This is a genomic window from Trinickia violacea (genome assembly GCF_005280735.1).
Classification (GTDB): domain Bacteria; phylum Pseudomonadota; class Gammaproteobacteria; order Burkholderiales; family Burkholderiaceae; genus Trinickia_A; species Trinickia_A violacea.
In genome coordinates this window covers 1,603,348-1,626,588 of the sequence record NZ_CP040077.1, presented here as the reverse complement: position 1 = coordinate 1,626,588, position 23,241 = coordinate 1,603,348, and the positions used below count along the sequence as shown (strand labels likewise).

Below are 23,241 nucleotides of genomic sequence, written 5' to 3'. Positions count from 1 at the left end.
GCGCGAGCGTTGCCCGCCATTACAACCGGCGGATAAGAAAATCACTCGTCCGCATGCACGCCGAACCACGCGGCGGCCGCGAGACTCAACTCGCCGAGCACCTCGGGCGTGAGCATTGCGAACGGGTCGTGCGTAAGCTGTGCCGCGGCCGTCAGCCGCTCGGCGCCGCCCTCCTCGCCGGCCTGCGCGATCGCCAGCAGCGCGCCCAGCGGACCGACGCCGTAGACGATCGCGTCGCGAATCTCCGAGACGAGCCCGAGCTTGTCGAGCGCCTCGGCCGGCGACGCCACCCCGAGCACCACGTGCACGAGCGAGAAGATGCCGGTCATGAACGCGGCGTCGACGAAACGCTCGTCATCGGGACGCACACGGCTCGCGGCCAGCTCCATGAAGCGCGAACGGGCGCCCGCGAGCTGCACGAGCGGATCGACGCGCCATGGCAGATCGCCGCTGTCGGCATAGAGCAGCAGCTGTGCCCAGCGCGCGATCTGGCGCGTGCCCGCCGCGATGATCGCCTCGCGCAGCGACGCGATGCGCCGCCCGAGCCCGTAAGCGCTCGAATTGACGAGCCGCAGCAGTTGCACGACGACTTCCGGATTGTGCTTGAGCTCCGCTTCGAGCTCGGTGAGCTTAGCGTCGCTCGCGAGGAGCGCGAGCATGCGCAACAACGATCGCCGCGACGGATCGGTGCGCCGCGCGGTCAGCACCTGCGGGCGCGCGAAGTAATAGCCCTGGAACATGTCGAAGCCGAGCTGCCGAGCGAGCGCGAAGTCCTCTTGCGTCTCGACCTTCTCGGCGATCAGCGTCTTGCCGCGCGCACGCACGGCTTCCGCGAGCGCCGCGAGCTTCGGGCGCGGCGTCTGCAGAAAGTCGACCTTGACGATATCGACGTGGTTGAGGATCGAGAGCAGCCCGTCCGACAGCTCGCACACGTCGTCGAGCGCAACGGCATAGCCCGCTCGGCGCAGCTTGTCGATCCGCGCGATCAGCCGCGCGTCGAACGACACGGTCTCCAGCACCTCGAGCACGAAGCGCTCGGGCGACATCACGTGGATGATGTCGTCGAACAGCAGCTCGCGGTTGATGTTCACGTAGCCGCGGTGCGTGCCGAGCGCGGCCGACACGCCGATGCCGCCGATCGTGCGCGCCACGACCTGGGCGGTCGCCTGGGCATCGTTCGTCACGAGCGCGTAATTTTGGCTGCTCGAACGAAACAGCAGCTCATACGCATTGAGCGCGCCATTGCGCTCGATAATCGGCTGGCGCCCCAGGTACACGCATTCGGATTCTTGCGTCGTGCGCGTGGACGGGTTTTCGACCATGAGTCAGAGCCAAGTGAATTCGATCAAATCCGCATGTAAGGCTTGGTAAGCATGGCGGGCGGGCATGCTGCCCAGCATTGTCTCAAAATTTATCGATTCTGCAGACGAACTAAAAACGTGTCCGGATTGTGGGCTTGCCGCACTAAAGAAATTCGGGGCACCGCCGATATATTGTTCTGATGAGAGGCATCACGGACTGCCCACCCAGCGGCAGCCGGCGCCGCCTCTCGCGAAAACCCGCCGGCTCTGGGGCAAGGATGGCAAACCCAAGGCCGGCCGCAACGAGACTACCCGTCGCCGACAAGATACATGGATGCGAATAGGACCACCGCGCCCCGCCGGGCCTCCTGGCGCGCCGCCCTCGACAAGTTGCGCAACCGGTCGAGCGTCACCGCCGGCACGCAGACCGACGCCGCCGATCCGGAAGCGGCAGGCGCCGCCGTGCAGGCCCGGCTCGAAGAGACCGTCGGCGCCGTCGACTTCCTCGCGCACATCGACCTCGGCCAGCGCTTCCTCTACGTGTCCGACGCGAGCCTGCGCTTCATCGGCTATCGCCGCGAGTACCTGCAGACCATCACGCTGCACGACCTCGTGCCGGCGGGCGAAGCGGCCGCGCTCGAAGCGCTGCTCGCCCGCGCGGAGCTCTCCGGCGGCGTCGAAAAGGCGACGCTGCACATCGTCAAGTCGCTGACCTACCCGATCGCCGTCGAGCTGCGCGTCGTCAAGAGCAGCCACGCCGGTGTGGCGGGCTTCGCGATCGCCGGCTTTGACATCTCGGCCTGGCGCGCGACCGAGGAGCGGCTCACCTACGAACTGCACCACGACCGCATGACGGGCCTGGCCAATATCTCCGGGCTCGTTCCGGCGCTCACGCGCGCCCAGGAAGACGCGGACAAGCGCGGCACCTGCGCAGCGCTGCTGCTGCTCGACATCGACGACTACCAGCGCGTGAACCGCGCCCTCGGCTACGACGCCGGCGACGACATGCTGCGCGAGACCGCGCGCCGCCTGCAGACGGCCGCAAGCCAGGGCGAGACGCTGGCGCGCATCGCGAGCGACGAGTTCGCGATCCTGCTCACCGCGCCGAACAAGGAAGAGGCGGCGCTCGCCGCCGAAGCGCTCGGCCGGCGCCTCATGACCGTCGTCCAGCAGCCGTACACGTTCGGCGGGCAGCCGGTGCACCTGTCGGCGAGCATCGGCATCGCCCTCTATCCGGACGAGCCTCACCACGTGCACGGCCACAGCCATGGTCCCGAGCAGGCTCACTACGGCCAGCTGCTGCGCTGCGCCGATCACGCGCTCGCGCAGGCGAAGGCCGCGGGCGGCAACATGCTGACGTTCCACACGCCGGAATCGGACCCGGCCGACGCCGAACGGCTGAAGCTCGAAGCCGACCTCTACGACGGCGTGCGCAACGGCGAGTTCTCGCTGCACTTCCAGCCGATCACGAGCAGCGCGACGCGTGGCGTCGTCGGCGTGGAGGCGCTGATCCGCTGGCACCATCCCGTGCACGGGCTCGTGCCGCCGTCGACTTTCATTCCGCTTGCGGAATCGATCGGGCTCATCAACTACCTCGGCAACTGGGTGCTCAAGATCGCGTGCATGCAGCTCGTCCAATGGGACGCGCAAGGCATCCCGCTGCAATACGTGGCGGTCAACGTGTCGGCACAGCAGTTCCGCGACCCGCGCTTCACGCAGAGCGTGAAGGACGCGATCGAGCTGACCGGGCTCGACCCGCGCCGCGTCGTGTTCGAGATCACCGAAAGCTTGCTGATGCACGACCCCGCTCACGCGAAGGTGCTGCTCGAGGAATTGACGAGCATCGGCATCCGCTTCGCCGTCGACGATTTCGGCACCGGCTATTCGAGTCTTGCGTACCTGCAACGCTTTCCGCTCGCTAAATTGAAAATCGACCGCAGCTTTGTCGAGAACCTGCTAACCTCCCGCAACGATCAAGCAATCGTTTCCGCGGTGGTCGGGCTCGCGCAGACGCTCGATCTCGAACTCGTCGCGGAGGGCGTGGAAACCGAAGCGCAGCGCGAGCTGCTCACCGAAATGGGCTGCGACCACATCCAGGGCTGGCTCGTCTGCAAGGCGCTGCCGTCCGAGGAGCTGGCCCGGCGCTTCGAAGCGCGGACCCTGGTCCTGCATGAGAGCGGCGATGACTGATGCGCTCATCCAGGACCAGCGTCTGCTGACCGGCGGCACGGCACACACAGAAATGCGTATGGTTTTGACGGAATTGAAATGGTAAAGGCAGCGCTGCTCGACAAGCTGTGGGCACGGATGAGCGAGCGCGGAGATTTTCCGATGCTTTCGCAATCGCTGCGCACCACGATGGCGGCGATGAACAACGACGACCTCGACTTCACGGCGCTCGTGCAAGTCGTGTTGTCGGACTTCGCACTGACGCAAAAGGTGCTGCGTCTTGCGAACTCGGCGATGTACATGGCCTTCGGCGGCAACATCACGACCGTCACGCGCGCGCTGATGGTGCTCGGCATGGATGCCGTGGGGCATCTGGTCGTCGGCTTGAAGCTCGTCGATCACTTTCATCACAGCGCGCCGCGCCGCATCGACGCGAAGCTCGAGCTGAACCGCACGATGCTCTCGGGGTGTGTCGCCCGCAAGCTCACCGAGTGGGGCGACCTGCGCGCGAGCGAAGAAGCGGTCGTCTGCACGCTGATGCGGCAGGTCGGCAAGCTGCTCGTCGTGTTCTACCTCGAAGGCGAGTGGGACCAGATCCGCCGCAAGGCCGAGGCCGAAGGCATTGGCGAGGGAGCCGCCTGCATCGCCGTGCTCGGCGTGAGCTTCGAAGAACTCGGGATGGAAGCCGCCACGCGCTGGCGGCTGCCGGACATGATCCGCTCGGGCATGGGCACGTACGAGCCCAACGAGAACGAGTCGCGCCAGGTGCAGTGGCTGCGCGCGATCACGAACTATTCGACCGAAGTCGCCGACGTTCTGACCGCGGCCGACGTCGCCGAGCACGTGCGCGACACGCGCATCGCCGAGCTCGCGAATCGCTACAGCCGCCCGCTCGCGACCGATGCCGACACGCTCGTGCAGATGAGCGTCGCGCTTGCCAACGAGGAAACCGATGACGGCGTGATGCGCGAAATCGTCGAGCTGCGCGCGAACGCCGACGCCATCGCGCGCGCGGCCGTCACGCCGGAGGCGCGCATCGGCGAAGGTCTCGAAGACTTGCGCGCGCTGCCGTCGGAGAATGCGCTCGCGCCGGTGCTCGCGCTCGCATCGGAAACCGTGCTCGCGGGCCTCAACTTCTGCCGGACGATCGTCTTCGTGCGGCAAGCGCCGGGCGTGTTCAAGGCGCGCTTGGGCTTTGGACGCGACATCGATACGCTATTGTCGTCGCTGCAATTCCCCGAGGCGTTCGAGCCTGACGTCTTTCATCTCGCGATCGCCAATTCGGTCGGCATCTTCATCGAAAACGCGCACGACTCGAAGATGGTCGCGCGCCTGCCCGCCTGGTTCAAGGAATCGTTCGACGACGCGCGTTCGTTCGTCCTGTTGCCGGTGAGCGCCAATCATTCGACGGTGGCGCTGATGTACGGTGACTGGACGCACGATAAGGAGCCGCGCAAGATCTCGCAGCGCGAGATGAGCGCACTCAACGAACTCGCGCGCGAGCTGGGGCGCTTCTTTGCGCACGCGCCGACGCGCGAAGTCGAAACGCTTTGATTCGGCGGGGGGTGCTTCGATACGTGCGTTCGGTATGCCGGGCGCACGCGCGATGCCGCGCTGCCGCCCTGCCCTTCGACTAGTCCTCGAGCCGTTCGAGCCCTTGGCTATCCGCGCTGTGATCGGCTGAGGTCGCCCATGCCGCGGCGTTAAGCGCCAGCTCGGCCAGCTCGGATGGCGTGAGCGGCGCGAGCTTTTCGCACGCGCGATCGAGCGTCGTCCAATCGCCGTGCTCCAGCGCTTCCACGGCGGAGAGCAGCGTGCCTAGCGTGCCTTCGCGGTTGAGGATCGCCGCGCGAATATGGCGCGAAAGCGTGAGGTCTTCGAGCGTGCGTTCGAGCGTATCGCCGAACACGGCGTCGACGAGCGAGAACACCCCCGTCAGGAACGCCGCGTCGATCACCTGCCGGTTCGCGTTCGGCAAGCGCGCGACGGCCAGCTCCATGAAGCGCGCACGCGTAGCCGCGAGCTGCAGGAGCGGATCGTCTTCGATCGGCACCTTGCGGCCGTCCGCGTACAGCAGCATTTGCGTCCAGCGCGTGATGCGATTGGTGCCCGTCGCGATGATCGCATCGCGCAGCGTCGTCACTTTGCGGCCGAAACTCTCCTCGCCCGAATTCGCGAGCCGCATCAGATGCATGACGAGCACCGGCGTGAGCTTGAGCTCCGCTTCGAGCTGCGCGACGCTCGGGTCCGAAGACAGCAGTTGCAGCAGATTGAGAAGCGCCTGACGCGGCGCGCTCGCGCGGCGGGCCGTCAGCATTTGCGGCCGCGCGAAGAAATACCCCTGGAACAGATCGAAGCCAAGCGCCTTCGCTTCCTCGAACGCATCCTGCGTTTCGACCTTCATCGCGATCAGAATCTTGCCCGCCGACTTCAGCACCTTCGCGAGCCTCGGCAGCAGCTCGGGCGAGCAGCGGCTGACGTCGATCTTGACCGACTCGACGTACGGCAGGAGCTTCGCGAACGTCGCGTCGGGCTGCACGACTTCGTCGAGCACGAAACGGTAGCGCTTCGCGTGCAGTTGGACGAGCCGCCCGAGCAGCGCGGCGTCCACCTCGATATCGGGCGGCAGCTCGAAGACAAAGCGATCGCGCGGAATCAGGGTAATGGCATCGGCGAGCAGCATCGCGCGGCTCGCGTTCAAATAGCCCTTGTGGCCGCCGAGTGCGGCGCGCACGCCGAATTCGCCGATCGTGCGGATGATGACCTGAGCGGTGGCGCTGTCCTCGTCCTCGATGTCGGCGTGGTTCTCGACGTTACCGCGAAACAACAGCTCGAAACCGCACAGCATGCCGTCGCGATCGAGCACCGGCTGCCGGCCCAGATGGGCGAAACCTTCGGGAGCTCCGGAAGAAGCCGCGGCGCCGCCAGGACCGGCGTCGGAATGTAGCGTGGGCCCGTCCCTGGTCTCCATCTCGAATTCCCCCCAAACGTGCGCTTGATATCTTTAATTTCGGCGTCTTTTGTCGGAAACCTGAGCGGCTTCCGTCTCGAATTTGCCGGTGATTATACGATGGCGTCCGTGAGGCAGGTGCTTACTTGGAGGGATATTCCTGTTCGGCTTTGCGTGGGATCACAGTCAGAGCGCTGCATGGGGCCGAAGTCAGTGCTGAAGCACTCACTCCGTCCGACAGCTGAAGCGCTAAAAAAATAAAGACAGGCCGGCTTGAAAACCGGACCTGCCTTTTGAGCGCGCCTTAGCGGTTGCGCAGCCGGTCTGTCGGCCGCGCCCCGGCTTGGCGCAATGCTTACTTCAGCACGACTTTGACGTCGAAATACTTGGCGGCGATTTTGTCGATCGTGCCGTCGGCTTTCAGCTCCTTGAGGGCTTGATTGAGTGCGCCCTTGAGCGCCTGATCGTTCTTGCGCACGCCGTAGCCGACGCCCGAGCCGAGCAGCTTGTCGTCGACGACGGCCGGGCCCGCGAACGCGAAGCCCGCGCCCTGCGGCCGCGTGAGGAAGCCCTTGGATGCCGCTTCCGAATCCTGGAACGACGCGTCGAGGCGGCCCGATGCGAGGTCGGCGTAGACCTGGTCCTGCGTCTGATACGACTCGACGTCGACGCCCGCCGTCGCCCAGCGCGCCTTCGCATAGGTTTCCTGAATCGTGCCTTGCAGCACGCCGACGCGCTTGCCCTTGAGCGAAGCAACGGTCGGCAGGAGACCGCTGCCCTTCTTCGCAATCAGCTGGTTCGGGATCGAGTAGATCGGGTCGGTGAAATCGATCGCAAGCTTGCGCTGCTCGGTGATCGTCATGTCCGAGTTGATCGCGCTGAACTTGCGCGCTTGCAGCGCAGGGATCAGACCGTCGAACGAGTTTTCGACCCACACGCATTTGGCCTTCAGTTTTGCGCAGACCGCGTTGCCGACATCGATGTCGAAGCCTTGCAGTTCACCCGATGCCGATTTCGATTCGAACGGGGCGTAAGAGGCTTCGAGGCCGAAGCGGACCTCTTTGATGTCGGCGGCCATGGCGGTGCCGGTCATCAGAGCGGCCGCGGCGAGTGCGGCGAAAGCGGTGGTTTTGCGCAAATTCAATTTCATCGGCGTGATCCTGGACAGAGGTTGGAATTGTTGAGGCTTGGAGCCTGTCGCGCATCGTCGCAATAACAAAATCGCGGTTCAAATCCATGCGGATTGAATGGTGCATTGCAATACACGCGAGGCGGCGATTTTACAGCGGATGGCGCCAGTGCAGCGCCCGGTTTGCCGCGATTGAAATGCGTAAATCGATGTCGCTATTGGGCAATTACGTTGGCTCTTTTTTCTATTTCTTTTGTCTTTGTTTTTTGCCCAGTTTAAAAAGGCTTTAATTCGTGTCGCGGCATATCGAGCGCGACATCATTCATCCCGCAAGCGCGGCAAGCGTCTGCTGCGTCGTTTCCACGACCATCAATCCCGCCCGCAAGCCGGGCTTGACCGAAGGATTCGGGAACACGATCCGCTCCTCATCGTGCCGCACCGTATAACGGTATTCGCCATCCCGCGCGAGCAACGTGCCCTTGGCGAACGCCGTGAAGTTCGGCACGTCGGCAGCCACGTGCAGTTCGAGCTGATCGCTCTGCTTGGTGATTTGGTCGATCACCGTAAACACGCGCGGCATCGACGCGTCCTCTACGCCTTCTCCGCCCGACACCATCTGCCGCACCGCGCGATCCGCACCGGCAAATCGCGTCAAGTCGTTTTGGCCGAACGGCCGCACCTTGCCCAGTTCCAGCGTGCAAGCCTGCGCGCCGCACGTTTCCGCGGTGAAGTGCGAGTAGGTATTGCCCTTGGCCGTATGCAGCAGCACAGCGGCGATCCGCGCATCGCGCAGCCACTCGAACATCGCGCGCGACAGCGGCGCGCCCGTATGCGGCAGCAGTGCAAACTGCTCGAACACCGAAGCTCGGATCGCCGTATGCATATCGATGTGCCAGCGTGCGCCGGCGTCGCTCGCGGCATGCGCAAAAAAATCGCTCGCCGCTTTCTCCAGCGCCGCCGCGCGCGGCGCCTCGTGGCTTTGCGGCAGTTGCGCATGCTTGCCGGTGAACAGGCGGTTCAGATCGTCGTCGACATAGCGGCACGACGTACGCATCGCGTCGATGTTGCCGAGCACGATCAGCAAGCGGCACGCAAGCGGCAGCGCCCCGCTCGCGATATCGCGCACGATGAACGACAGCAGCTCGATCGGCGCCGTTTCGTCGCCGTGAATGCCCGCCGAAACCAGAACGCTGCGCGTCGTGCCGTCGATCGTCGACGGCTCCAGTCGCAAGATGCCGTCGTCGAGCCACGTCGCGCGCACGCCGTTCGCGCAGATCAGCGCTTCCTGCCCCGCTGCCGGTCGCCCGCCGGCGAGCGTGAACGCCAGAAAATCGCCGGTGAAATCCGGCATGCCGCGCTCAGCGCTGGAAGTCATAGAGCGAGCCCACGCCGAGGATTTGCGTCAGTTCGTCGAGCGCAGTGCGCGATTCGACGAGCAGGCTCGGATCGGCCAAATCGGCCGGCGCCAGGCGGTCGCGATAGTGCTTTTCGATCCAGGCATCGAGCCGGCCGAACAGCGTGTCGTCGATCCACACGCCAGGCTTCACCGCCGTGCGCTCCTGCTCGTTCAGCACCACGCGCAAGCGCAGGCACGCTGGGCCGCCGCCGTTCTTCATGCTTTCGCGCAGATCGAAGACGAGCAGATCGTCGATCGGGCCCGAGCCGCTCATGAGCCGGTCCAGATACTCGGCCACGCGCGGGTTCTCACGGCACTCCTGCGGCACGACAAGCGCTTGCTTGCCGTCCGGGCGCGTGAGCAGCTGGCTGTTGAACAGGTACGACGTGACAGCGTCGGCCACGCTCACTTGCGCGTCCGGCACCTCGATCACGTTGAACGCCGCGCCTTGCTTCGACAGTTGCGTGCGCAACTGATCGTAGACGGCGCTCTGATCGACAAAGGCGCGCTCATGGCAAAAGAGCGTCTCGCGATTGCCGACCGCGATCACGTCATTGTGGAAGACGCCCGCATCGATCACGTCGGGGCTCTGCTGCGCGTAGACGGTCGCTGCGTCGTCGAGGCCATGGCGTTGTGCCACGGCGCGGCTCGCTTCGAACGTCTGGCGCGCCGGATAGCGCTTCGGTTCCGGTCCGCGGCGATATTCACTGCGGCCGTAGACAAAGAACTCGACGCCCCGCTTGCCGTACTCCGCGCAAAAGCGCGTGTGATTGGCGGCGCCCTCGTCGCCGAGCGCGGGCGTGCCCGGCAGCGCATCGTGCACCGCGAAGCGCGCTTCGTCGGCGAAGATCGCGCGCAGCGTGCGGCGCGTCGCTTCGTGCTCGATCGCGCGATGCAGCTTGCTCGTCAGGTTCGCAGGCGTGAAGTGGACGCGGCCGTCGTGCGTATCGGCCGACGGGCTCACCGTCGCCGCGTTAGCTGTCCACATCGCCGAGGCCGAGCTCGCGGCCGCGAGCAACTCCGGCGCTTCCTTCGCGGCGCGCTCGATCACGCGCGTCTCGTTGCCCGAGAACCCGAGCTCGCGCAACAGGCGCAGCGACGGACGCTCCTGCGGCGGCAGCACGCCTTGCAGGAAACCGAGGTCCGCGAGCTGCTTCATCTTGCGCAAGCCCTGCTTCGCCGCCGCCTTCGGATTGGCAACCGACTTCTCGTTGTTCTGCGAGGCCACGTTGCCGAACGAGAGCCCTGCGTAGTTGTGCGTCGGACCTACGAGTCCGTCGAAATTGGCTTCCCGAGCTTCCATAGCCAGTCCTTAGAAGTGAAGGCCCGGCGAGACGCTCGCGGGCATTTGCAGTTGCGCGCTTTCGACCGAAGCCATCGGGTACGCGCAGTAATCGGCTGCGTAGTAAGCACTCGGGCGATGGTTGCCCGAGCGTCCAGTACCGCCGAACGGCGCGGCGGACGACGCGCCGTTGGTCGGCCGGTTCCAGTTGACGATGCCGGCGCGGATCGTGCGCTGGAAATGCGTCCAGGTGGCTTCGTCGTCGGCGAGCAGGCCCGCCGAGAGGCCGTAGACGGTGTCGTTCGCGCGCTCGATCGCTTCATCGAAGGTCGAGTAGCGGACGATTTGCGCCAACGGCCCGAAGTGCTCTTCGTCGGGCAGATCGCCGACCGCCGTGACATCGAGGATCGCCGGGCTCACGAAACCGAGCTGCGGGTCGCGCTGTTCCATCGTCAAGAGCGCGCGGGCGCCGCTCTCGATCAGACGGCTTTGCGCCTGAACCAGCTTCGACGCCGCGCGCGCCGACACCACTGCGCCCATGAACGGCTGGGGATCGGCGTCGTAGAGGCCATACGCGATCCGCGAGCTCACTTCGACGAAACGCGCGAGGTAGCGGTCGCCGAACGCGTTGCTCGGCACGAAGATGCGCCGGGCGCACGTGCAGCGCTGCCCCGCCGACAGGAACGCCGACTGAATCGTGTGATGCACGGCGGCATCGATATCGTCGACCTCGGCGACGACGAGCGGATTGTTGCCGCCCATCTCGAGCGCGAGCACGATCTCGGGGCGTCCGCCGAACTGCTTGTGCAGCAGCGTGCCGGTATCCGAGCTGCCCGTGAAGAAGAGGCCGTCGATCTGCTTATGATTCGCGAGCGCGATGCCCGTGTCCTTCTCGCCCTGCACGAGATTGAGCACACCAGCGGGCAGGCCTGAGTCGCGCCATACCTCGACCGTTGCGCGCGCAACGTCCGGCGCCAGCTCGGACGGCTTGAACACAACCGCGTTGCCCGCGATCAGCGCGGGCACGATATGCCCGTTCGGCAAATGGCCCGGAAAGTTATACGGCCCGAACACGGCGACGACGCCATGCGGACGGTGGCGCAGCACGGCCACGCCATCGGCCATCGGCGCGCGCTTCTCGCCGGTACGCTCTTGGTACGACGTAATCGAGATCTCAACCTTCGCCGCCATCGTGGCGACTTCGGTGCGTGCTTCCCACAGCGGCTTGCCCGTCTCGCGGCCAATCGCGTGCGCGATCGCTTCCTTGCGTTCGGTCAGCAGCGTTGCGAAACGGCGCACGATGGCGCAGCGCTCTTCGAAGCTCACCGCGGACCATTTCGCGAACGCGCGGCGCGCGCTTTTTACAGCACGATCGACGTCGTCGGCCGAGGCGCCCTTGCCTTCCCACACGGTCGCGCCCGTGCCCGGGTTGCGCGACGCAAAGGCGGGGCCGCTCGCGGCGGCCCATTCGCCGTCGATAAAGAGTTCTTGAGTCATGGTCATCCTTGCTTTGATTTGAGCGGCAACACGCGAACGGGGTCGCCTGCCTTGACGTTCAGCGCAGCCGCTTCTTCAGCGGTCAAATGGAACACGCCTTCATCGGCAAGTCCCGCCGCCACGCCCACACGAAAATCGCCAAGCGACGTATTCGACACGAGCGAACGCGGCGCATCGGCCGGCGCCGCAACAGCACCGATCTCGACCGGCACCACGACGCTCTCGCGCACCGTGCGCAGGTCCGCGATATGGCATTCGAGGACGGGGCCCGCGTCGAAGATGTCGACGTGGTTCTGATAGCGCAGCCCTTCGGCTTCGAGCATCTTGCGCGCGGGCGCCGTATCGCGATGCGTGATGCCGACGCAGTCCTGCGCCTCCTGCGGCAGCAAGTCGACGTACACCGGATAGCGCGGCATCAGCTCCGCGAGAAACGACTTGCGGCCATGTGCGCTCAGATAATCGGCCGCGTTGAAATCGATCTGATAGAAGTGCGAGCCGACCGAGCGCCAGAACGGCGACGTGCCGTCATCGTCGAAGTGTCCGCGCAACTCGGCGCAGATCCGTTCCGGAAAGCGGTCGCGGAACTGCGCGATGAACATGAAGCGCGAGCGCGACAGCAAGCCGCCGACGCCGCCCGTCCGGTAGCGCGGGCTCAAGAACAGCGAGCACACCTCTGCGTAGCCCGTGAGGTCGTGCGAAATGTTGAGCGCCGACATCCGGGTCCACACGCCGAGATCCTGGCTCGCATGCACGACCGTGCTCACGCGATAGTTGTAGAACGGCTGCTCGAGGCCGACTTGCGTCTCGATGCCGCACACGCCGGCGACGTCGCCCGTCGAGGTGTCTTCCATCACGAAGAAGTAGCCCGCCTCGTGCGGCGCGGCGTGCCCATCCATCGTCTTTTGCGAGCGGGCGATGCGCGCGGCGAGCGCGTCGCGGTCGGGCTTGAAGGTTGTGAGGCCCGGGCCGGTCTCCTGGGCGAGCGAGACGAGCGCGTCCACATCGCTCGGCTTGACGACGCGAACGACGATCATTGTCCAACTCCTTGCTGGTTATCCGTGTCGGCTTCGGACTCACGCTGATGCAACGGCACACAGCGCACCGCGTCGCCGTCCTGCACGCCGAGCGCGGCACGCACGGCGCTCGCGAGCGGCGCGCCCGCCGCGCGTTCTTGCGGCAGCTCCGCCAGCACGCAGCGGAAGTCACCCGCGCGGTTGCTCGACACGAGGTAGGTCGTAGCCGATGCTGCGCCTGGCACCGCGCTCTCGTGCACGGTGCGCGTTTCGTTGCGCATGACGCACGCACTGCGATCGACCTGCGCCGTCAGCACCGGACCCGCGTCGAAGATATCGACGTAGCGATCCGGCTCGAAGCCTTCTTCGAGCTGAATGTCGTAGGCGAGGAGCGCATGCTCGTCAGGCTCGCCGAGCACGCGCTGCGCCGCTTCCGGCAACAGCGGCACATAGAGCGGATAGCTCGGCATCACCTCGGCGATGAACGTGCGGCTGCGCCCGCCCGACGCGAGATCGACATCCGTGAAGTCGCGGCCGAAGAACTTGCGGCCCACCGCTTCCCAGAACGGCGACACGCCGTTCTCGTCGGTCACGCCGAGCAGCAGCGAAAACACCTCGGGCGTGAAGCGCTTGCGGTTCGCGGCGATGTACATCATCCGCGCGCGCGACATCAGGTGCGCGGCCGCATCGCCGCGCAGCGTGGGGTCGATATAGAAACCGGCGAGGCGGCTCTTGCCGGTCAGTTCATGCGACATCGTCAACGCGTGAATCTTGCGGTTCACGTGCAGCTCGCGCGACGCATGAATCAGCGCGTCGTTGCGGAACGCGTAGAACGGTTCGGAGTAGCCGGCCGCGGCGACGATGCTCGCCGTGCCGAGCAGCTTGCCGCTCGCGCCGTCTTCGAGCACGAACAGATAGAACTCCTCGCCCGGAAAATCGACATCCGCGCGAAACGAATCCTCCGACAGCGCGACGCGCGCCTCCAGCGCCTTCCTGTCGCGCGGCAGCGAATGCAGCACGGGCTGCGCGGTGCGCGCCATGTGTTCGAGCGCATCGAGATCGGACAGTCTTCCCGGGCGTACGTAGAGCATCATCGTTCCAATGTTTGAATGGGTCGCAGCAGAAGCCGCGTCCGCATAAGCCGACGCGGCACCGGATGCGTTACTTGGCGTGCGCTTCGTTCGTCGCGCCGACCACTTCTTCGATCGCCTTCGCGAGACGCGCGAAGCCTTCGTCGATATCGGCCTGCGGGATGATCAGCGACGGCGCGAAACGCAGCACGTTCGGGCCGGCGATCAGCAGCATCGCGCCATGCTTGGCCGCCGCGTTCACGAAGTCCTTCGCACGGCCTTCGTAGGCGCTCGTCAGCTCGGCGCCGATCAAGAGACCCTTGCCGCGCACTTCCGTGAAGATGCCGAAGCGCTCGTTCAACTCGGCGAGCTTCGCCTTGATCGCGGCGCTGCGCTCCCGAACGCCTTCCAGCAGCGCCGGGGCGCTGACGAGCTCGACGACCTTGTCCGCGATGGCCGCGCCCAGCGGATTGCCGCCATACGTCGTGCCGTGCACGCCGACCTTGAAGTGCGCGGCGACTTCCTTCGTCGTCAGCATCGCGCCGATCGGGAAGCCGTTGCCGAGCGACTTGGCCGTGGTGAGGATGTCCGGCGTCACGCCCGTGTCCATGTACGCGTAGAAATGACCCGTGCGGCCGACGCCCGTTTGCACTTCGTCGAAAATCAGCAGCGCGCCGTGCGTGTCGCACGCTTCGCGCAGCGCGCGCAGGAACGCCGGATCGGCGGGAATCACGCCGCCTTCGCCCTGGATCGGCTCGACGATGACCGCGCAGGTCTTCGGGCCGATCGCCTGCTTCGCGGCTTCGATGTCGTTGTACGGCAGGTGGATGATGCCGGCCGGCTGCGGGCCGAAGCCTTCCGCATATTTCGGCTGGCCGCCCACGCTGACCGTGAAGAACGTACGCCCATGGAACGACTGCGTGAACGACACGATCTCGTACTTGTCCTCGCCGTGACGCTCGACTGCCACGCGACGCGCGAGCTTCAACGCCGCTTCGTTCGCTTCGGCGCCCGAGTTCGCGAAGAACGCGCGATCCGCGAACGTCAGGGCTTCGAGGCGTTTCGCAAGACGCAGCACCGGCTCGTTCGTGTACGCATTGCTGACGTGCCACACCTTCTCGCCCTGCTCGCGCAGCACGCGCAGCAATTCCGGATGCGAGTGGCCGAGCGCCGTCACCGCGATGCCGCCGGTGAAGTCGATATAGTCGCGGCCCTGCGTGTCCCAGACGCGCGAGCCCTCGCCGCGGTCCGGCACGAAGGCGGCAGGCGAGAACACCGGCACCATCACTTCGTCGAAGGTCTGGCGGTTCACAGTCAGGTCGTTCATGGCAAATCCTCGTTGGGCAATATTCAGTAGTTTAGGAAACGTGACGCGCATCGTCTTGCGCATACGCGACGCAAAATATCGGGGTTCAAGTCAGTCGAATCATGGTTCTTCCGGCCGCTCGATCATCGCGCCCGCGCGCGGCTCGCCCGCATGGCCTTTCGCAGCGCCTTCCGCCGCGCCGCCGTGCTGCTTTTCGATCCAGTTGCGGCGATCCTCGCGCGGCGTCACGCCGAAGCGCTCGCGGTACGCATTCGAGAAATGCGCCGCCGACGAAAACCCGCACGCCAGGCTCACCTGCACGACCGATTTGCTCGTGCGCTGCAGCTGCGTGCGCGCTTTCAGAAGACGCAGGCCGAGGTAGTACTTCGACGGCATCGACGCGAGATATTGGCGAAAGAGGCGTTCGAGCTGACGGCGCGACACGCCGACGAGGGTCGCGATTTCATCGGTCGTGAGCGGGTCTTCGGTGTTCGCTTCCATCAGCTGCAGTGCATCGTTCAAGCGCGGATGCCGCTCGCCGGGCGCGGTGACGAACGGAATACGCTGGCGCTCTTCGCCGGCTCGCAACACGCCGACGCCGAGTGCATCGGCAATCCGCTCCGCGAGCTCCGGGCCGTGGTCCCGCTTGATCATCGCGAGCATGAAGTCGACGGTCGCCTGACCGCCCGCGCAGGTCGCGCGATCGCGGTCGATTTCGAAGATCTGCTGCGTGACGATCGAGCGCTCGAACTGCTCGGTGAACTGCTGATAGGTTTCCCAGTTGACGCTCACGCGATAGCCGGAAAGCTGCCCCGCCATCGCGAGCCACCAGACGCCGTGATGGATGCCGGTGACGAGCGGCGTGCGCTGTCCCACGCGCGCAAGGCTGGCGAGAAAGAGGCGGTAGTCGGCAAATTGCTGGAAGCGCTCGGAGACGAGGATCAGCCAGTCGCAGGCGATGCCGTCGTTGAACGCGGTATCGGCGGGCCAAAGCGCGCCGCCCGAGAGCGGCACGGGCCGCCCGTCCCACGAACAGACTTGCCAGCGGTACAAGAGGCGCCCGTCGATCTCGTTGGCGAGCGTGAGCGCATCGACGATCGGCCCGACGCCCGACATCGACACAGGCGGCAGCGCGACGATCGCCACCTGCGTCGCGTGTGCGGGGCTTGCGGGCCGAACCATCAGCGGCACGGCAAGAGAAGTACGGCGTCCTGCATGGAACCGGGCACGCCGCTTACTTCAGGCTGCCCGAGAGGAACTGCTTCAAGCGCTCGCTCGTGGGCTGCGTAAGCACGATCTTCGGATCGCCCTCTTCCTCGGTGCGCCCTTGATGCAGGAACATCACGTGGTTCGACACGTTGCGCGCGAAGCCCATCTCGTGCGTCACGACGATCATCGTGCGGCCTTCCTCGGCGAGCTTCTGCATCACCTTCAGCACTTCGCCGACGAGCTCCGGATCGAGCGCCGAAGTCGGCTCGTCGAACAGCATCACGTCGGGGTTCATCGCGAGCGCGCGCGCAATCGCGACGCGCTGCTGCTGGCCGCCCGACAGATGCGACGGATATTGCTTCTCGACGCGCGGCGCGAGCCCCACCTTCTCCAGATACTGGCGCGCGCGTTCCTCGGCTTCCTTGCGCGGCACGCCGAGCACGTGGATCGGCGCTTCGATCACGTTCTCGAGCACGTTCATGTGCGCCCACAGATTGAAGTGCTGGAACACCATCGAGAGCTTGGTGCGGATGCGCTGCAGCTGCTTGTGATCGGCGACCTCGAGATTACCCGCGCGATCGGTCTTGGTCTTCACGGCCTCGCCGTCGACGACGATCTGCCCCGCGTTCGGCCGCTCGAGAAAGTTGATGCAGCGCAGAAACGTGCTCTTGCCCGAGCCGGATGCGCCGATGATGCTGATGACGTCGCCGGCCTTCGCGTTCAGCGTCACGCCCTTGAGCACTTCGTTGTCGCCGAAGCGCTTGTGGATGTCGAGCGCCGAAAGTTTGACGGCGGCGGATGGATTGGTCTGGGACACCATGCTCTCCCGAATATTTCAGTGGCGGCCGACGGCCAGATACGCGAGCCAGTGCTTTTCAGCGCGCCTGAACGCCGCGACGAGTGCGAACGATACAGCAAGATAGATCAATGCGGCGATGCCGAACGCCTGAAACGACATGTACGTGGCCGAATTGGCGTCGCGTGCGACCTTCAGGATGTCCGGCACGGTGGCCGTGAAGGCGACGGTGGTCGCGTGCAGCATCAGGATCACCTCGTTACTGTACAACGGCAGCGCCCGGCGCAAGGCCGACGGCAGGATGATGCGGCGGTACATCGTGAACCACCCCATTCCGTAGGCGCGCGCCGCCTCGATCTCGCCGTAGTTCGTCGCCTTGATCGCGCCCGCGAAAATCTCCGTCGTATAGGCGCCGGTGTTCAGCGCGAACGCGAGAATCGCGCAGTGAAAGCCGCTGCGGAAAAACGCGTCGAGCAGTTCGTGCGAGCGCACGACTTCGAGGCTGTAGACGCCCGTGTAAATCAGGAGCAGCTGCACGTAGAGCGGCGTGCCGCGAAAGACGTAGGTGTAGAGACGCACCGGCGTCGAGAGCCAGCGCTTCTTCGACACGCGCGCCACCGCGAGCGGCACCGCCATCACGAAACCGATGGCAATCGACGCCACCAGCAGCCATGCCGTCACGGCGAGCCCGGAGAAGCGCTGGCCGTCCCAGTAGAGGAACGCCTGCCCGAATTGCGAAAGGATCTCGATCATAGTTCCGCGTGCCTCACGCCGATGGAATAGCGCTTTTCGAGCCACATGAGCACGAGGTTCGACACCGTCGTGATCGCGAGGTAGATGAGCGCCGCAACGAGGATGAAAAAGAACATGTTGAAGGTGCTCTTGCCGGCGTCCTGGGCTGCCTTGACGACGTCGGCCAGGCCGATGATCGACACCAACGCCGTCGCCTTCACGAGCACCTGCCAGTTGTTGCCGATGCCCGGCAGCGCGAAGCGCATCATCTGCGGGAACATGATCCGCATGAACACGCGGATGCCGCTCATGCCGTACGCGCTGCCCGCCTCGAGCTGGCCGCGCGGCACGGAAAGAAACGCGCCGCGGAACGTCTCGGTGAAGTAGGCGCCATAGATGAAGCCAAGCGTGATCACGCCGGCGAGGAACGGATCGATGTCGATCTGATTCCAGCCGAGCGCATCGGTCATCTGATTCACCGCGATCTGGATGCTGTAGAACAGCAGCAGCATCAGGACCAGATCGGGCACCGAGCGGATCAGCGTCGTATAGGCGGTCGCCGTGGACCGCAACGCGCGGTTGTGCGAGAGCTTCGCCACCGCGCCGATGAGACCCAGCAGCACCGCCACCGCCAGCGACAGCGCCGACAGCTCGATCGTCTGTATCGTGCCGGCCAGCAGCACCGGGCCAAAGCCGTAGAGGAACACGCGCGTCTCCGTCTGTTGTTGGGAGTTGGGTTGGGTGGGCCGAAGCGGTGCTGCGGCCTGGCGCGGATACTCGCAAGCGAAATTAAATTGCTCAAACCGAAAGGGATGGCCGTGTTGCGGCGCAGCATGCCGCGAACCGCTGCAGGGACGGACGGCAAATGCCCGTGGCAACGGTGATTTCGGTGTTGGCCGACCGGTACGCCTCGGGGTTCGCGGCGCTACCCGCGCCGCGTTTTTACACGTTTTGGGTCGCTTTTTCGATATTCAGCGCCCGCGGATCACGTCCGAGCGCGAGGTCGTGTACACGAGGCCGTCCGGCGCGAAGTGCACGTTGAAATACGCATCCTGATCGACGCCGCCTTCGAACCAGTGCCAGCTCCACACGGTCTCCGGTTTGAGCGGATAGACGGCGATTTCGCTCGGCTTGCCGAGCAGCTCGCGGACTTCGTCCTCGCTCATGCCGGCGTGGATCTTGGCGAAGTTGGCGGCCGTCAGCACCTGCGTGATCGCCTTCAGCCGGCCGTCGGGGCCGATATCGACCATGAAGGTTTTGAGGCCCGCCGGGCCGCGCGGATATTCCAGGCGTTTGGCGCCGCTGGGAAAGTCGCGCTCCGTCTCGGGGCGTCCCATCTGGTCGCGGATCTGGGCTTCGGTCGTGACGCCGGGCGTCAGCCCTCGCAGCAGCATCGATTCCGGTTTGATCGAGTTGAACCAGTCTTTGAGTCTTTGCACGGCGAGGTCGCTTTGTCGATCGTTGCATGCGGTGAGCGCCAGCGACGCGCACAGCACAGCGGCGGTGAGGAGCCGGTTACGCGCTTGGCTACGGATTCGCATCGGTATGGAGATTAGGGCTCGTCATGGCCCATAGGATAACGGCTGGCCGGGTTGCGCCTGCCGAAAAAACGAAACCGGCCGTCACATAACGTAGGCGGCCGGTAAGCGCTTTGAAGCGCGACGCAAAAAATACGTCGGCAAAACTGGCTGGACACAGGGCCGATCGGCGTCAAGAAAATCGCAGCGTCTTCCGCGTGCGGCGGCGAGAACCGAAGCGTCCTCGCCCATGCGCACTCCCCTCGGATGTGACCTCTGCTCGCGGTCGTCTAGCCTTAATGCGATGTGTGCGATGTCGTGTCCAGTGAACTCAATGTAGACGTATCGCCGCCTTGCAACCAGAGAGTGTTTACACCGAATCAGATGATTATTTCGCTGTTCGAACGGTAATGTTTTCCGGATGCTTGGCGCGGCGCGGGCCAAGCCCCGAACGCGGCCGGCCGGGTCGCGCGGCGCGAAGGCTCAGCGCGTCGATTCGGCTTCGGGCTCGCGGCCGGCGCCGCTGACCGCCACGACAGTAGGCACGACAGCCGGCACGTGCTCGTCCGCCTGCGCGAGCGCCTGCCGGCGGGTGCGGCGCAGCTCGGCGAGCTGCCACGAACCGAGCGCGAGGCAGCCGAACAGCACCTCGCGCATCCGCTTGACGAGCGCAAGCGAGAGCGCGACGTCGTGATTGACGCCGAACATCTGGGCGAGCAGCACCACCGCGACTTCCTGAATGCCGAGCCCGGCCGGCACGATGAACGCGGCGTGGCGCACGGCCTGCGTCAGCGCTTCGATCGCGAGCGCGCCGCCGATCGACACCGGATGGCCCAGCATCGCGAGCGCCCAGTAGGTTTCGAGCGCGCCGATCACGTAGCCGGAGAGCTGCCAGAGGAACGAGCGGAACACGAGGCCCGTCTGGCACATCAAGGCGTCGATCTCCGCATCGAGGCGCTTGCCGTCGATGCCTTGCAGCAAACGATGCTCGCTGCCGAGCACGCGCGCCGCGAAGCGCTCGATGGCATGGAACACGCCGCCGCGACGCAAGAGCAGAACGGCGAGCACGGGCAACGGCAGCGATAACAGCAGCGCGAGACCGATCGACGTCGCGCCGCCACCCTGCGTGGACGCGATGATGAGCACGAGCCCGAGCGCCGAGAACGCATACTGAACCGCGATCGTCACCAGCACTTCGACAATCACCGATGCGGTGACGAAGCTCGCATCGCGCACGCGCCAGCGCGCCAGCCGGATGCCGACGATCTCGCCGCCGATGCCCGCCGAGGGCAGCAGCCGCGACACCGCTTCGCGCACGGTCGCGATCCACCAGAGGAAAGGGAGCGACGCGCGACGCGCGAGCAGCAAATGCCAGGCGTACGCATCGAGCAGGAGCGGCAGCGCATGGAACGGCACGAGCCAGAGCAGCACGAATCCGGCTTGGCCGATCACGTGCATCACGTCGCCGACGCCTTCGCGCAACACGAGCGCGATCAGGATCGCGATGCCGACCGGCCAGCCGGCGCGCTTGACCCACGCCATCATGACGCGCGGGCTCCTTGAACGGCTGCCGGGGCCCGGCCTTTGCCGAACACGTCGGCGAAGCCGCCGCGCAAACCCGGGCCGACGCCGGCCGCAACGAGCGCCGCCGCGACGCGCGGCGAGAGCAGCGCGTCGAGTTCGTCGGCATGGCGGTAGGCGTGCATCGAGGGCGTCAGCGCCTCACCCGCCTCCGCCGGATGGCAGTAGATCTCGCCGACGCCGCGCGGCAGGCGCGCGATCGCGTCGAGCAGCACGGCTTCGTCCATACCGCCCGTGTTCGCGATGCCGACGACGTAGTCGTTGTGCGCGATCCCGGCGCGCGCGAGGCGCGAGCGCACGAGCGCGATCCACGGCTTGATCCACCACGGCTCGTTGGCCTCGGCGGGCAGCCGCACGGCGGCGAGCCCGTATTCGCGGCCGATCGACAGGATCAGAGACAACACCGTCGGATGCAGATGGAAATGCTTGTGCGTGTTGACGTGATCGAGCAGCAACCCGGTCGCGGCAAACGCTTCGAACTGTGCGCGGATCTCGCGGGCGAGCTGGGCGCGCACGTGAGGAAGGAAGAAGAACCGGAAGCCGTCGCGCACCATGTTGTCGCCGAAGCGACCGTCGGGGCCGACGAGCGCCGGGATCGCCGTGTGCGGCAAAGTGGCCGCGCCGTCGGCGAGCACGAGGTGCAGCCCGACGCGCAGGCTCGGCAGCGCGCGTGCGCGCTCGACCGCATCCTGCGCTGCCGGCGCGCTCACCATCAAGCTCGCCGCGGTGAGCACGCCATCGCGATGCGCACGCGCGACCGCCGCATTCACGCGCTCATGCAGGCCGAAGTCGTCGGCCGTGAAGATGAGCGCGCGCTCAGCCGATGCCGGCAACGTTGGCACCGGTCCCGTCGAAGACATCCCGCTTTACGCCTCGTGCGCGCGCAGGAAGCGGAAGAACTCGACGCCTTCGCGCAGACGCCGCTTCATCATGTCCCAGCTCGTCAGCATTTCACGCACGATTTCCCAGATCTTCGACGGGCGGAAGTAGAACTCGCGGTAGAACTGCTCGAGGTGGTGATAGATCTCGTCGCGCGACAGATGCGCGTAGCCGATAGCCGCCAGCTGCACGCCTTCCTTGCTCACGAGGTTGATGGTCTTGTTCTCTTCCATCCAGCCGTTCTCGACGGCCTGCTTGTAGAGCGTCGTGCCCGGATAAGGCGCGGCGAGCGAGACTTGAATCGTGTGCGGATTGATTTCCTTCGCGTACTCGATCGTCTTCTTGATCGTTTCCTTCGTCTCGCCCGGCAGGCCGAGGATGAAGGTGCCGTGGATCTTGATGCCGAGCTTCTTGCAGTCCGCGCTGAAGCGGCGCGCGAAGTCCGTGCGCACGCCCTTCTTGATGTTCACGAGGATCTGATCGTCGCCGGATTCGAAGCCCACGAGCAAGAGGCGCAGGCCGTTTTCCTTCATGACCTTGAGCGTCTTGTACGGCACGTTCGCCTTCGCGTTGCACGACCACGTCATGCCGAGCTTGCCCAGGCCGATCGCGATCGCTTCGGCGCGCGGCAAGTCGTCGGTGAAGGTGTCGTCGTCGAACATGAGCTCCTTCACTTCCGGCATGTTGTCGCGGATCCACTTCGCTTCCTCGAGCACGTTCTGGACCGAGCGCGTGCGGTAGCGGTGGCCGCTGACCGTCTGCGGCCACAGGCAGAACGTGCAGCGCGACTTGCAGCCGCGGCCCGTGTAGATCGAGACGTACGGGTAGTTCAGGTAGCCGATGAAGTAGTTGTCGATCTTGAGATCGCGCTTGTAGACGGGCGCGACGAACGGCAGCTCGTCCATGTTCTCGAGGATCGGGCGCGCTTCGTTGTGCTCGATCGAGCCGTCTTTCGCGCGCCAGCTCAAGCCCTTGATCTCGGCAAACGGCTTGCCTTCGGCGATTTCCTTGCAGGTGAAGTCGAATTCTTCGCGGCAGACGAAATCGATCGCTTCGGTCGCCGTGAGCGAATTGTGCGGATCGACCATCACCTTCGCGCCGACCATGCCGACCAGGATCGACGGCTTATGCTTCTTCAGGTCTTGCGCAAACATCGCGTCCGTCGGGAACGACGGCGTGCTCGTGTGGATGAAGACGAGGTCGTACTGCTCGGCGATCTTGAGCGTTTCCTCGACGGACATGCCGTCGGCGGGCGCATCGATCACGCGGCTGCCCGGCACCAGTGCGGCGGGCTGTGCGAGCCATGTCGGATACCAGAACGAACGGATCTCGCGCTTCGCCTGGTAACGCGAACCGGCTCCGCCATCGAAGCCGTCATAGGACGGGGCCTGCAAAAACAGCGTTTTCATGAATG

Annotated in this window: 19 protein-coding genes; 2 read left to right on the top strand and 17 right to left on the bottom strand. The window is 65.3% G+C overall.

Translation table 11 applies throughout. From position 1 onward, the window contains the following. Positions 1-41: 41 nt before the first annotated feature. Positions 42-1,322 carry an EAL and HDOD domain-containing protein gene (locus FAZ95_RS07410; protein WP_137331858.1) on the bottom strand — a complete coding sequence of 427 codons (1,281 nt, stop codon included), beginning with the start codon at positions 1,320-1,322 and terminating at the stop codon, positions 42-44. A 309-nt stretch (positions 1,323-1,631) separates the two neighbouring features. On the opposite strand from FAZ95_RS07410, the gene FAZ95_RS07405 reads away from it, so the two are divergent. Continuing rightward, positions 1,632-3,491 (top strand): putative bifunctional diguanylate cyclase/phosphodiesterase, encoded by a 1,860-nt coding sequence (locus FAZ95_RS07405; RefSeq protein WP_137331857.1) that lies wholly within the window; start codon positions 1,632-1,634, stop codon positions 3,489-3,491. Between the two features lie 78 nt (positions 3,492-3,569). Further along, on the top strand, positions 3,570-5,024 hold the full coding sequence (locus tag FAZ95_RS07400; protein ID WP_137331856.1) for an HDOD domain-containing protein: 1,455 nt from the start codon (positions 3,570-3,572) through the stop codon (positions 5,022-5,024). Between the two features lie 79 nt (positions 5,025-5,103). Here FAZ95_RS07400 and FAZ95_RS07395 read toward each other — a convergent pair whose 3' ends face one another. The 16 genes from FAZ95_RS07395 to hpnJ all read right to left on the bottom strand — a co-directional run bounded on the left by FAZ95_RS07395 (position 5,104) and on the right by hpnJ (position 23,236). After that, entirely contained in the window at positions 5,104-6,441 is a 1,338-nt protein-coding gene (locus FAZ95_RS07395; RefSeq protein WP_137331855.1) for an EAL and HDOD domain-containing protein, read from the bottom strand. A 334-nt stretch (positions 6,442-6,775) separates the two neighbouring features. Then, the gene (locus tag FAZ95_RS07390; protein ID WP_137331854.1) at positions 6,776-7,570 is read right to left on the bottom strand and encodes an ABC transporter substrate-binding protein; all 795 of its coding nucleotides are present in this window, start codon (positions 7,568-7,570) and stop codon (positions 6,776-6,778) included. Positions 7,571-7,871: 301 nt separating this feature from the next. Next, positions 7,872-8,924, bottom strand: coding sequence for a succinylglutamate desuccinylase (gene astE / locus FAZ95_RS07385; protein WP_137331853.1), 1,053 nt, complete (start codon positions 8,922-8,924; stop codon positions 7,872-7,874). Then, a complete protein-coding gene (gene astB / locus FAZ95_RS07380; protein WP_137331852.1) occupies positions 8,908-10,248 on the bottom strand; it encodes an N-succinylarginine dihydrolase in 1,341 nt (446 codons plus the stop codon). Before astB ends, astE begins: the two co-directional genes overlap by 17 nt. A 9-nt stretch (positions 10,249-10,257) precedes the next feature. Next, entirely contained in the window at positions 10,258-11,724 is a 1,467-nt protein-coding gene (gene astD, locus FAZ95_RS07375) for a succinylglutamate-semialdehyde dehydrogenase (RefSeq protein ID WP_137331851.1), read from the bottom strand. 2 nt (positions 11,725-11,726) lie between these two features. Next, positions 11,727-12,758: an arginine N-succinyltransferase gene (gene astA / locus FAZ95_RS07370; RefSeq protein WP_137331850.1), complete on the bottom strand. Its 1,032-nt coding sequence runs from the start codon at positions 12,756-12,758 to the stop codon at positions 11,727-11,729. Beyond that, entirely contained in the window at positions 12,755-13,828 is a 1,074-nt protein-coding gene (aruF, locus tag FAZ95_RS07365; protein ID WP_137331849.1) for an arginine/ornithine succinyltransferase subunit alpha, read from the bottom strand. The genes astA and aruF overlap by 4 nt, the downstream gene beginning before the upstream one ends. 70 nt (positions 13,829-13,898) lie before the next feature. Further along, on the bottom strand, positions 13,899-15,134 hold the full coding sequence (locus FAZ95_RS07360; RefSeq protein ID WP_137331848.1) for an aspartate aminotransferase family protein: 1,236 nt from the start codon (positions 15,132-15,134) through the stop codon (positions 13,899-13,901). Between the two features lie 99 nt (positions 15,135-15,233). Beyond that, positions 15,234-16,295, bottom strand: a complete 1,062-nt coding sequence (locus FAZ95_RS07355; protein ID WP_137331847.1) for a GlxA family transcriptional regulator — start codon at positions 16,293-16,295, stop codon at positions 15,234-15,236. A 52-nt stretch (positions 16,296-16,347) separates the two neighbouring features. Then, a complete protein-coding gene (locus tag FAZ95_RS07350; protein WP_137331846.1) occupies positions 16,348-17,142 on the bottom strand; it encodes an ABC transporter ATP-binding protein in 795 nt (264 codons plus the stop codon). A 15-nt stretch (positions 17,143-17,157) separates the two neighbouring features. After that, positions 17,158-17,871 (bottom strand): ABC transporter permease, encoded by a 714-nt coding sequence (locus FAZ95_RS07345; protein WP_137331845.1) that lies wholly within the window; start codon positions 17,869-17,871, stop codon positions 17,158-17,160. Next, a complete protein-coding gene (locus FAZ95_RS07340; RefSeq protein WP_137331844.1) occupies positions 17,868-18,557 on the bottom strand; it encodes an ABC transporter permease in 690 nt (229 codons plus the stop codon). Before FAZ95_RS07340 ends, FAZ95_RS07345 begins: the two co-directional genes overlap by 4 nt. Before the next feature lie 264 nt (positions 18,558-18,821). Next, positions 18,822-19,391 carry an outer membrane protein assembly factor BamE gene (locus FAZ95_RS07335; RefSeq protein ID WP_137331843.1) on the bottom strand — a complete coding sequence of 190 codons (570 nt, stop codon included), beginning with the start codon at positions 19,389-19,391 and terminating at the stop codon, positions 18,822-18,824. 459 nt (positions 19,392-19,850) lie between these two features. Then, a complete protein-coding gene (locus FAZ95_RS07330; RefSeq protein ID WP_137331842.1) occupies positions 19,851-20,912 on the bottom strand; it encodes a lysylphosphatidylglycerol synthase domain-containing protein in 1,062 nt (353 codons plus the stop codon). Then, a complete protein-coding gene (gene hpnK / locus FAZ95_RS07325; protein ID WP_137331841.1) occupies positions 20,909-21,808 on the bottom strand; it encodes a hopanoid biosynthesis-associated protein HpnK in 900 nt (299 codons plus the stop codon). The genes FAZ95_RS07330 and hpnK overlap by 4 nt, the downstream gene beginning before the upstream one ends. Before the next feature lie 6 nt (positions 21,809-21,814). Next, the gene (gene hpnJ / locus FAZ95_RS07320) at positions 21,815-23,236 is read right to left on the bottom strand and encodes a hopanoid biosynthesis associated radical SAM protein HpnJ (protein WP_137331840.1); all 1,422 of its coding nucleotides are present in this window, start codon (positions 23,234-23,236) and stop codon (positions 21,815-21,817) included. Positions 23,237-23,241 lie beyond the last annotated feature (5 nt).

What these genes read in the sequence shown, in the direction of transcription:
- astE (WP_137331853.1), bottom strand. Translation starts at nt 8,924, where the DNA reads ATGACTTCCAGCGCTGAGCGCGGCATGCCGGATTTCACCGGCGATTTT.
- FAZ95_RS07410 (WP_137331858.1), bottom strand. Translation starts at nt 1,322, where the DNA reads ATGGTCGAAAACCCGTCCACGCGCACGACGCAAGAATCCGAATGCGTG.
- FAZ95_RS07405 (WP_137331857.1), top strand. Translation starts at nt 1,632, where the DNA reads ATGGATGCGAATAGGACCACCGCGCCCCGCCGGGCCTCCTGGCGCGCC.
- astB (WP_137331852.1), bottom strand. Translation starts at nt 10,248, where the DNA reads ATGGAAGCTCGGGAAGCCAATTTCGACGGACTCGTAGGTCCGACGCAC.
- FAZ95_RS07390 (WP_137331854.1), bottom strand. Translation starts at nt 7,570, where the DNA reads ATGAAATTGAATTTGCGCAAAACCACCGCTTTCGCCGCACTCGCCGCG.
- FAZ95_RS07355 (WP_137331847.1), bottom strand. Translation starts at nt 16,295, where the DNA reads ATGGTTCGGCCCGCAAGCCCCGCACACGCGACGCAGGTGGCGATCGTC.
- FAZ95_RS07395 (WP_137331855.1), bottom strand. Translation starts at nt 6,441, where the DNA reads ATGGAGACCAGGGACGGGCCCACGCTACATTCCGACGCCGGTCCTGGC.
- FAZ95_RS07335 (WP_137331843.1), bottom strand. Translation starts at nt 19,391, where the DNA reads ATGCGAATCCGTAGCCAAGCGCGTAACCGGCTCCTCACCGCCGCTGTG.
- astA (WP_137331850.1), bottom strand. Translation starts at nt 12,758, where the DNA reads ATGATCGTCGTTCGCGTCGTCAAGCCGAGCGATGTGGACGCGCTCGTC.
- FAZ95_RS07345 (WP_137331845.1), bottom strand. Translation starts at nt 17,871, where the DNA reads ATGATCGAGATCCTTTCGCAATTCGGGCAGGCGTTCCTCTACTGGGAC.
- FAZ95_RS07360 (WP_137331848.1), bottom strand. Translation starts at nt 15,134, where the DNA reads ATGAACGACCTGACTGTGAACCGCCAGACCTTCGACGAAGTGATGGTG.
- FAZ95_RS07400 (WP_137331856.1), top strand. Translation starts at nt 3,570, where the DNA reads ATGGTAAAGGCAGCGCTGCTCGACAAGCTGTGGGCACGGATGAGCGAG.
- FAZ95_RS07350 (WP_137331846.1), bottom strand. Translation starts at nt 17,142, where the DNA reads ATGGTGTCCCAGACCAATCCATCCGCCGCCGTCAAACTTTCGGCGCTC.
- FAZ95_RS07330 (WP_137331842.1), bottom strand. Translation starts at nt 20,912, where the DNA reads ATGATGGCGTGGGTCAAGCGCGCCGGCTGGCCGGTCGGCATCGCGATC.
- hpnJ (WP_137331840.1), bottom strand. Translation starts at nt 23,236, where the DNA reads ATGAAAACGCTGTTTTTGCAGGCCCCGTCCTATGACGGCTTCGATGGC.
- hpnK (WP_137331841.1), bottom strand. Translation starts at nt 21,808, where the DNA reads ATGTCTTCGACGGGACCGGTGCCAACGTTGCCGGCATCGGCTGAGCGC.
- astD (WP_137331851.1), bottom strand. Translation starts at nt 11,724, where the DNA reads ATGACTCAAGAACTCTTTATCGACGGCGAATGGGCCGCCGCGAGCGGC.
- aruF (WP_137331849.1), bottom strand. Translation starts at nt 13,828, where the DNA reads ATGCTCTACGTACGCCCGGGAAGACTGTCCGATCTCGATGCGCTCGAA.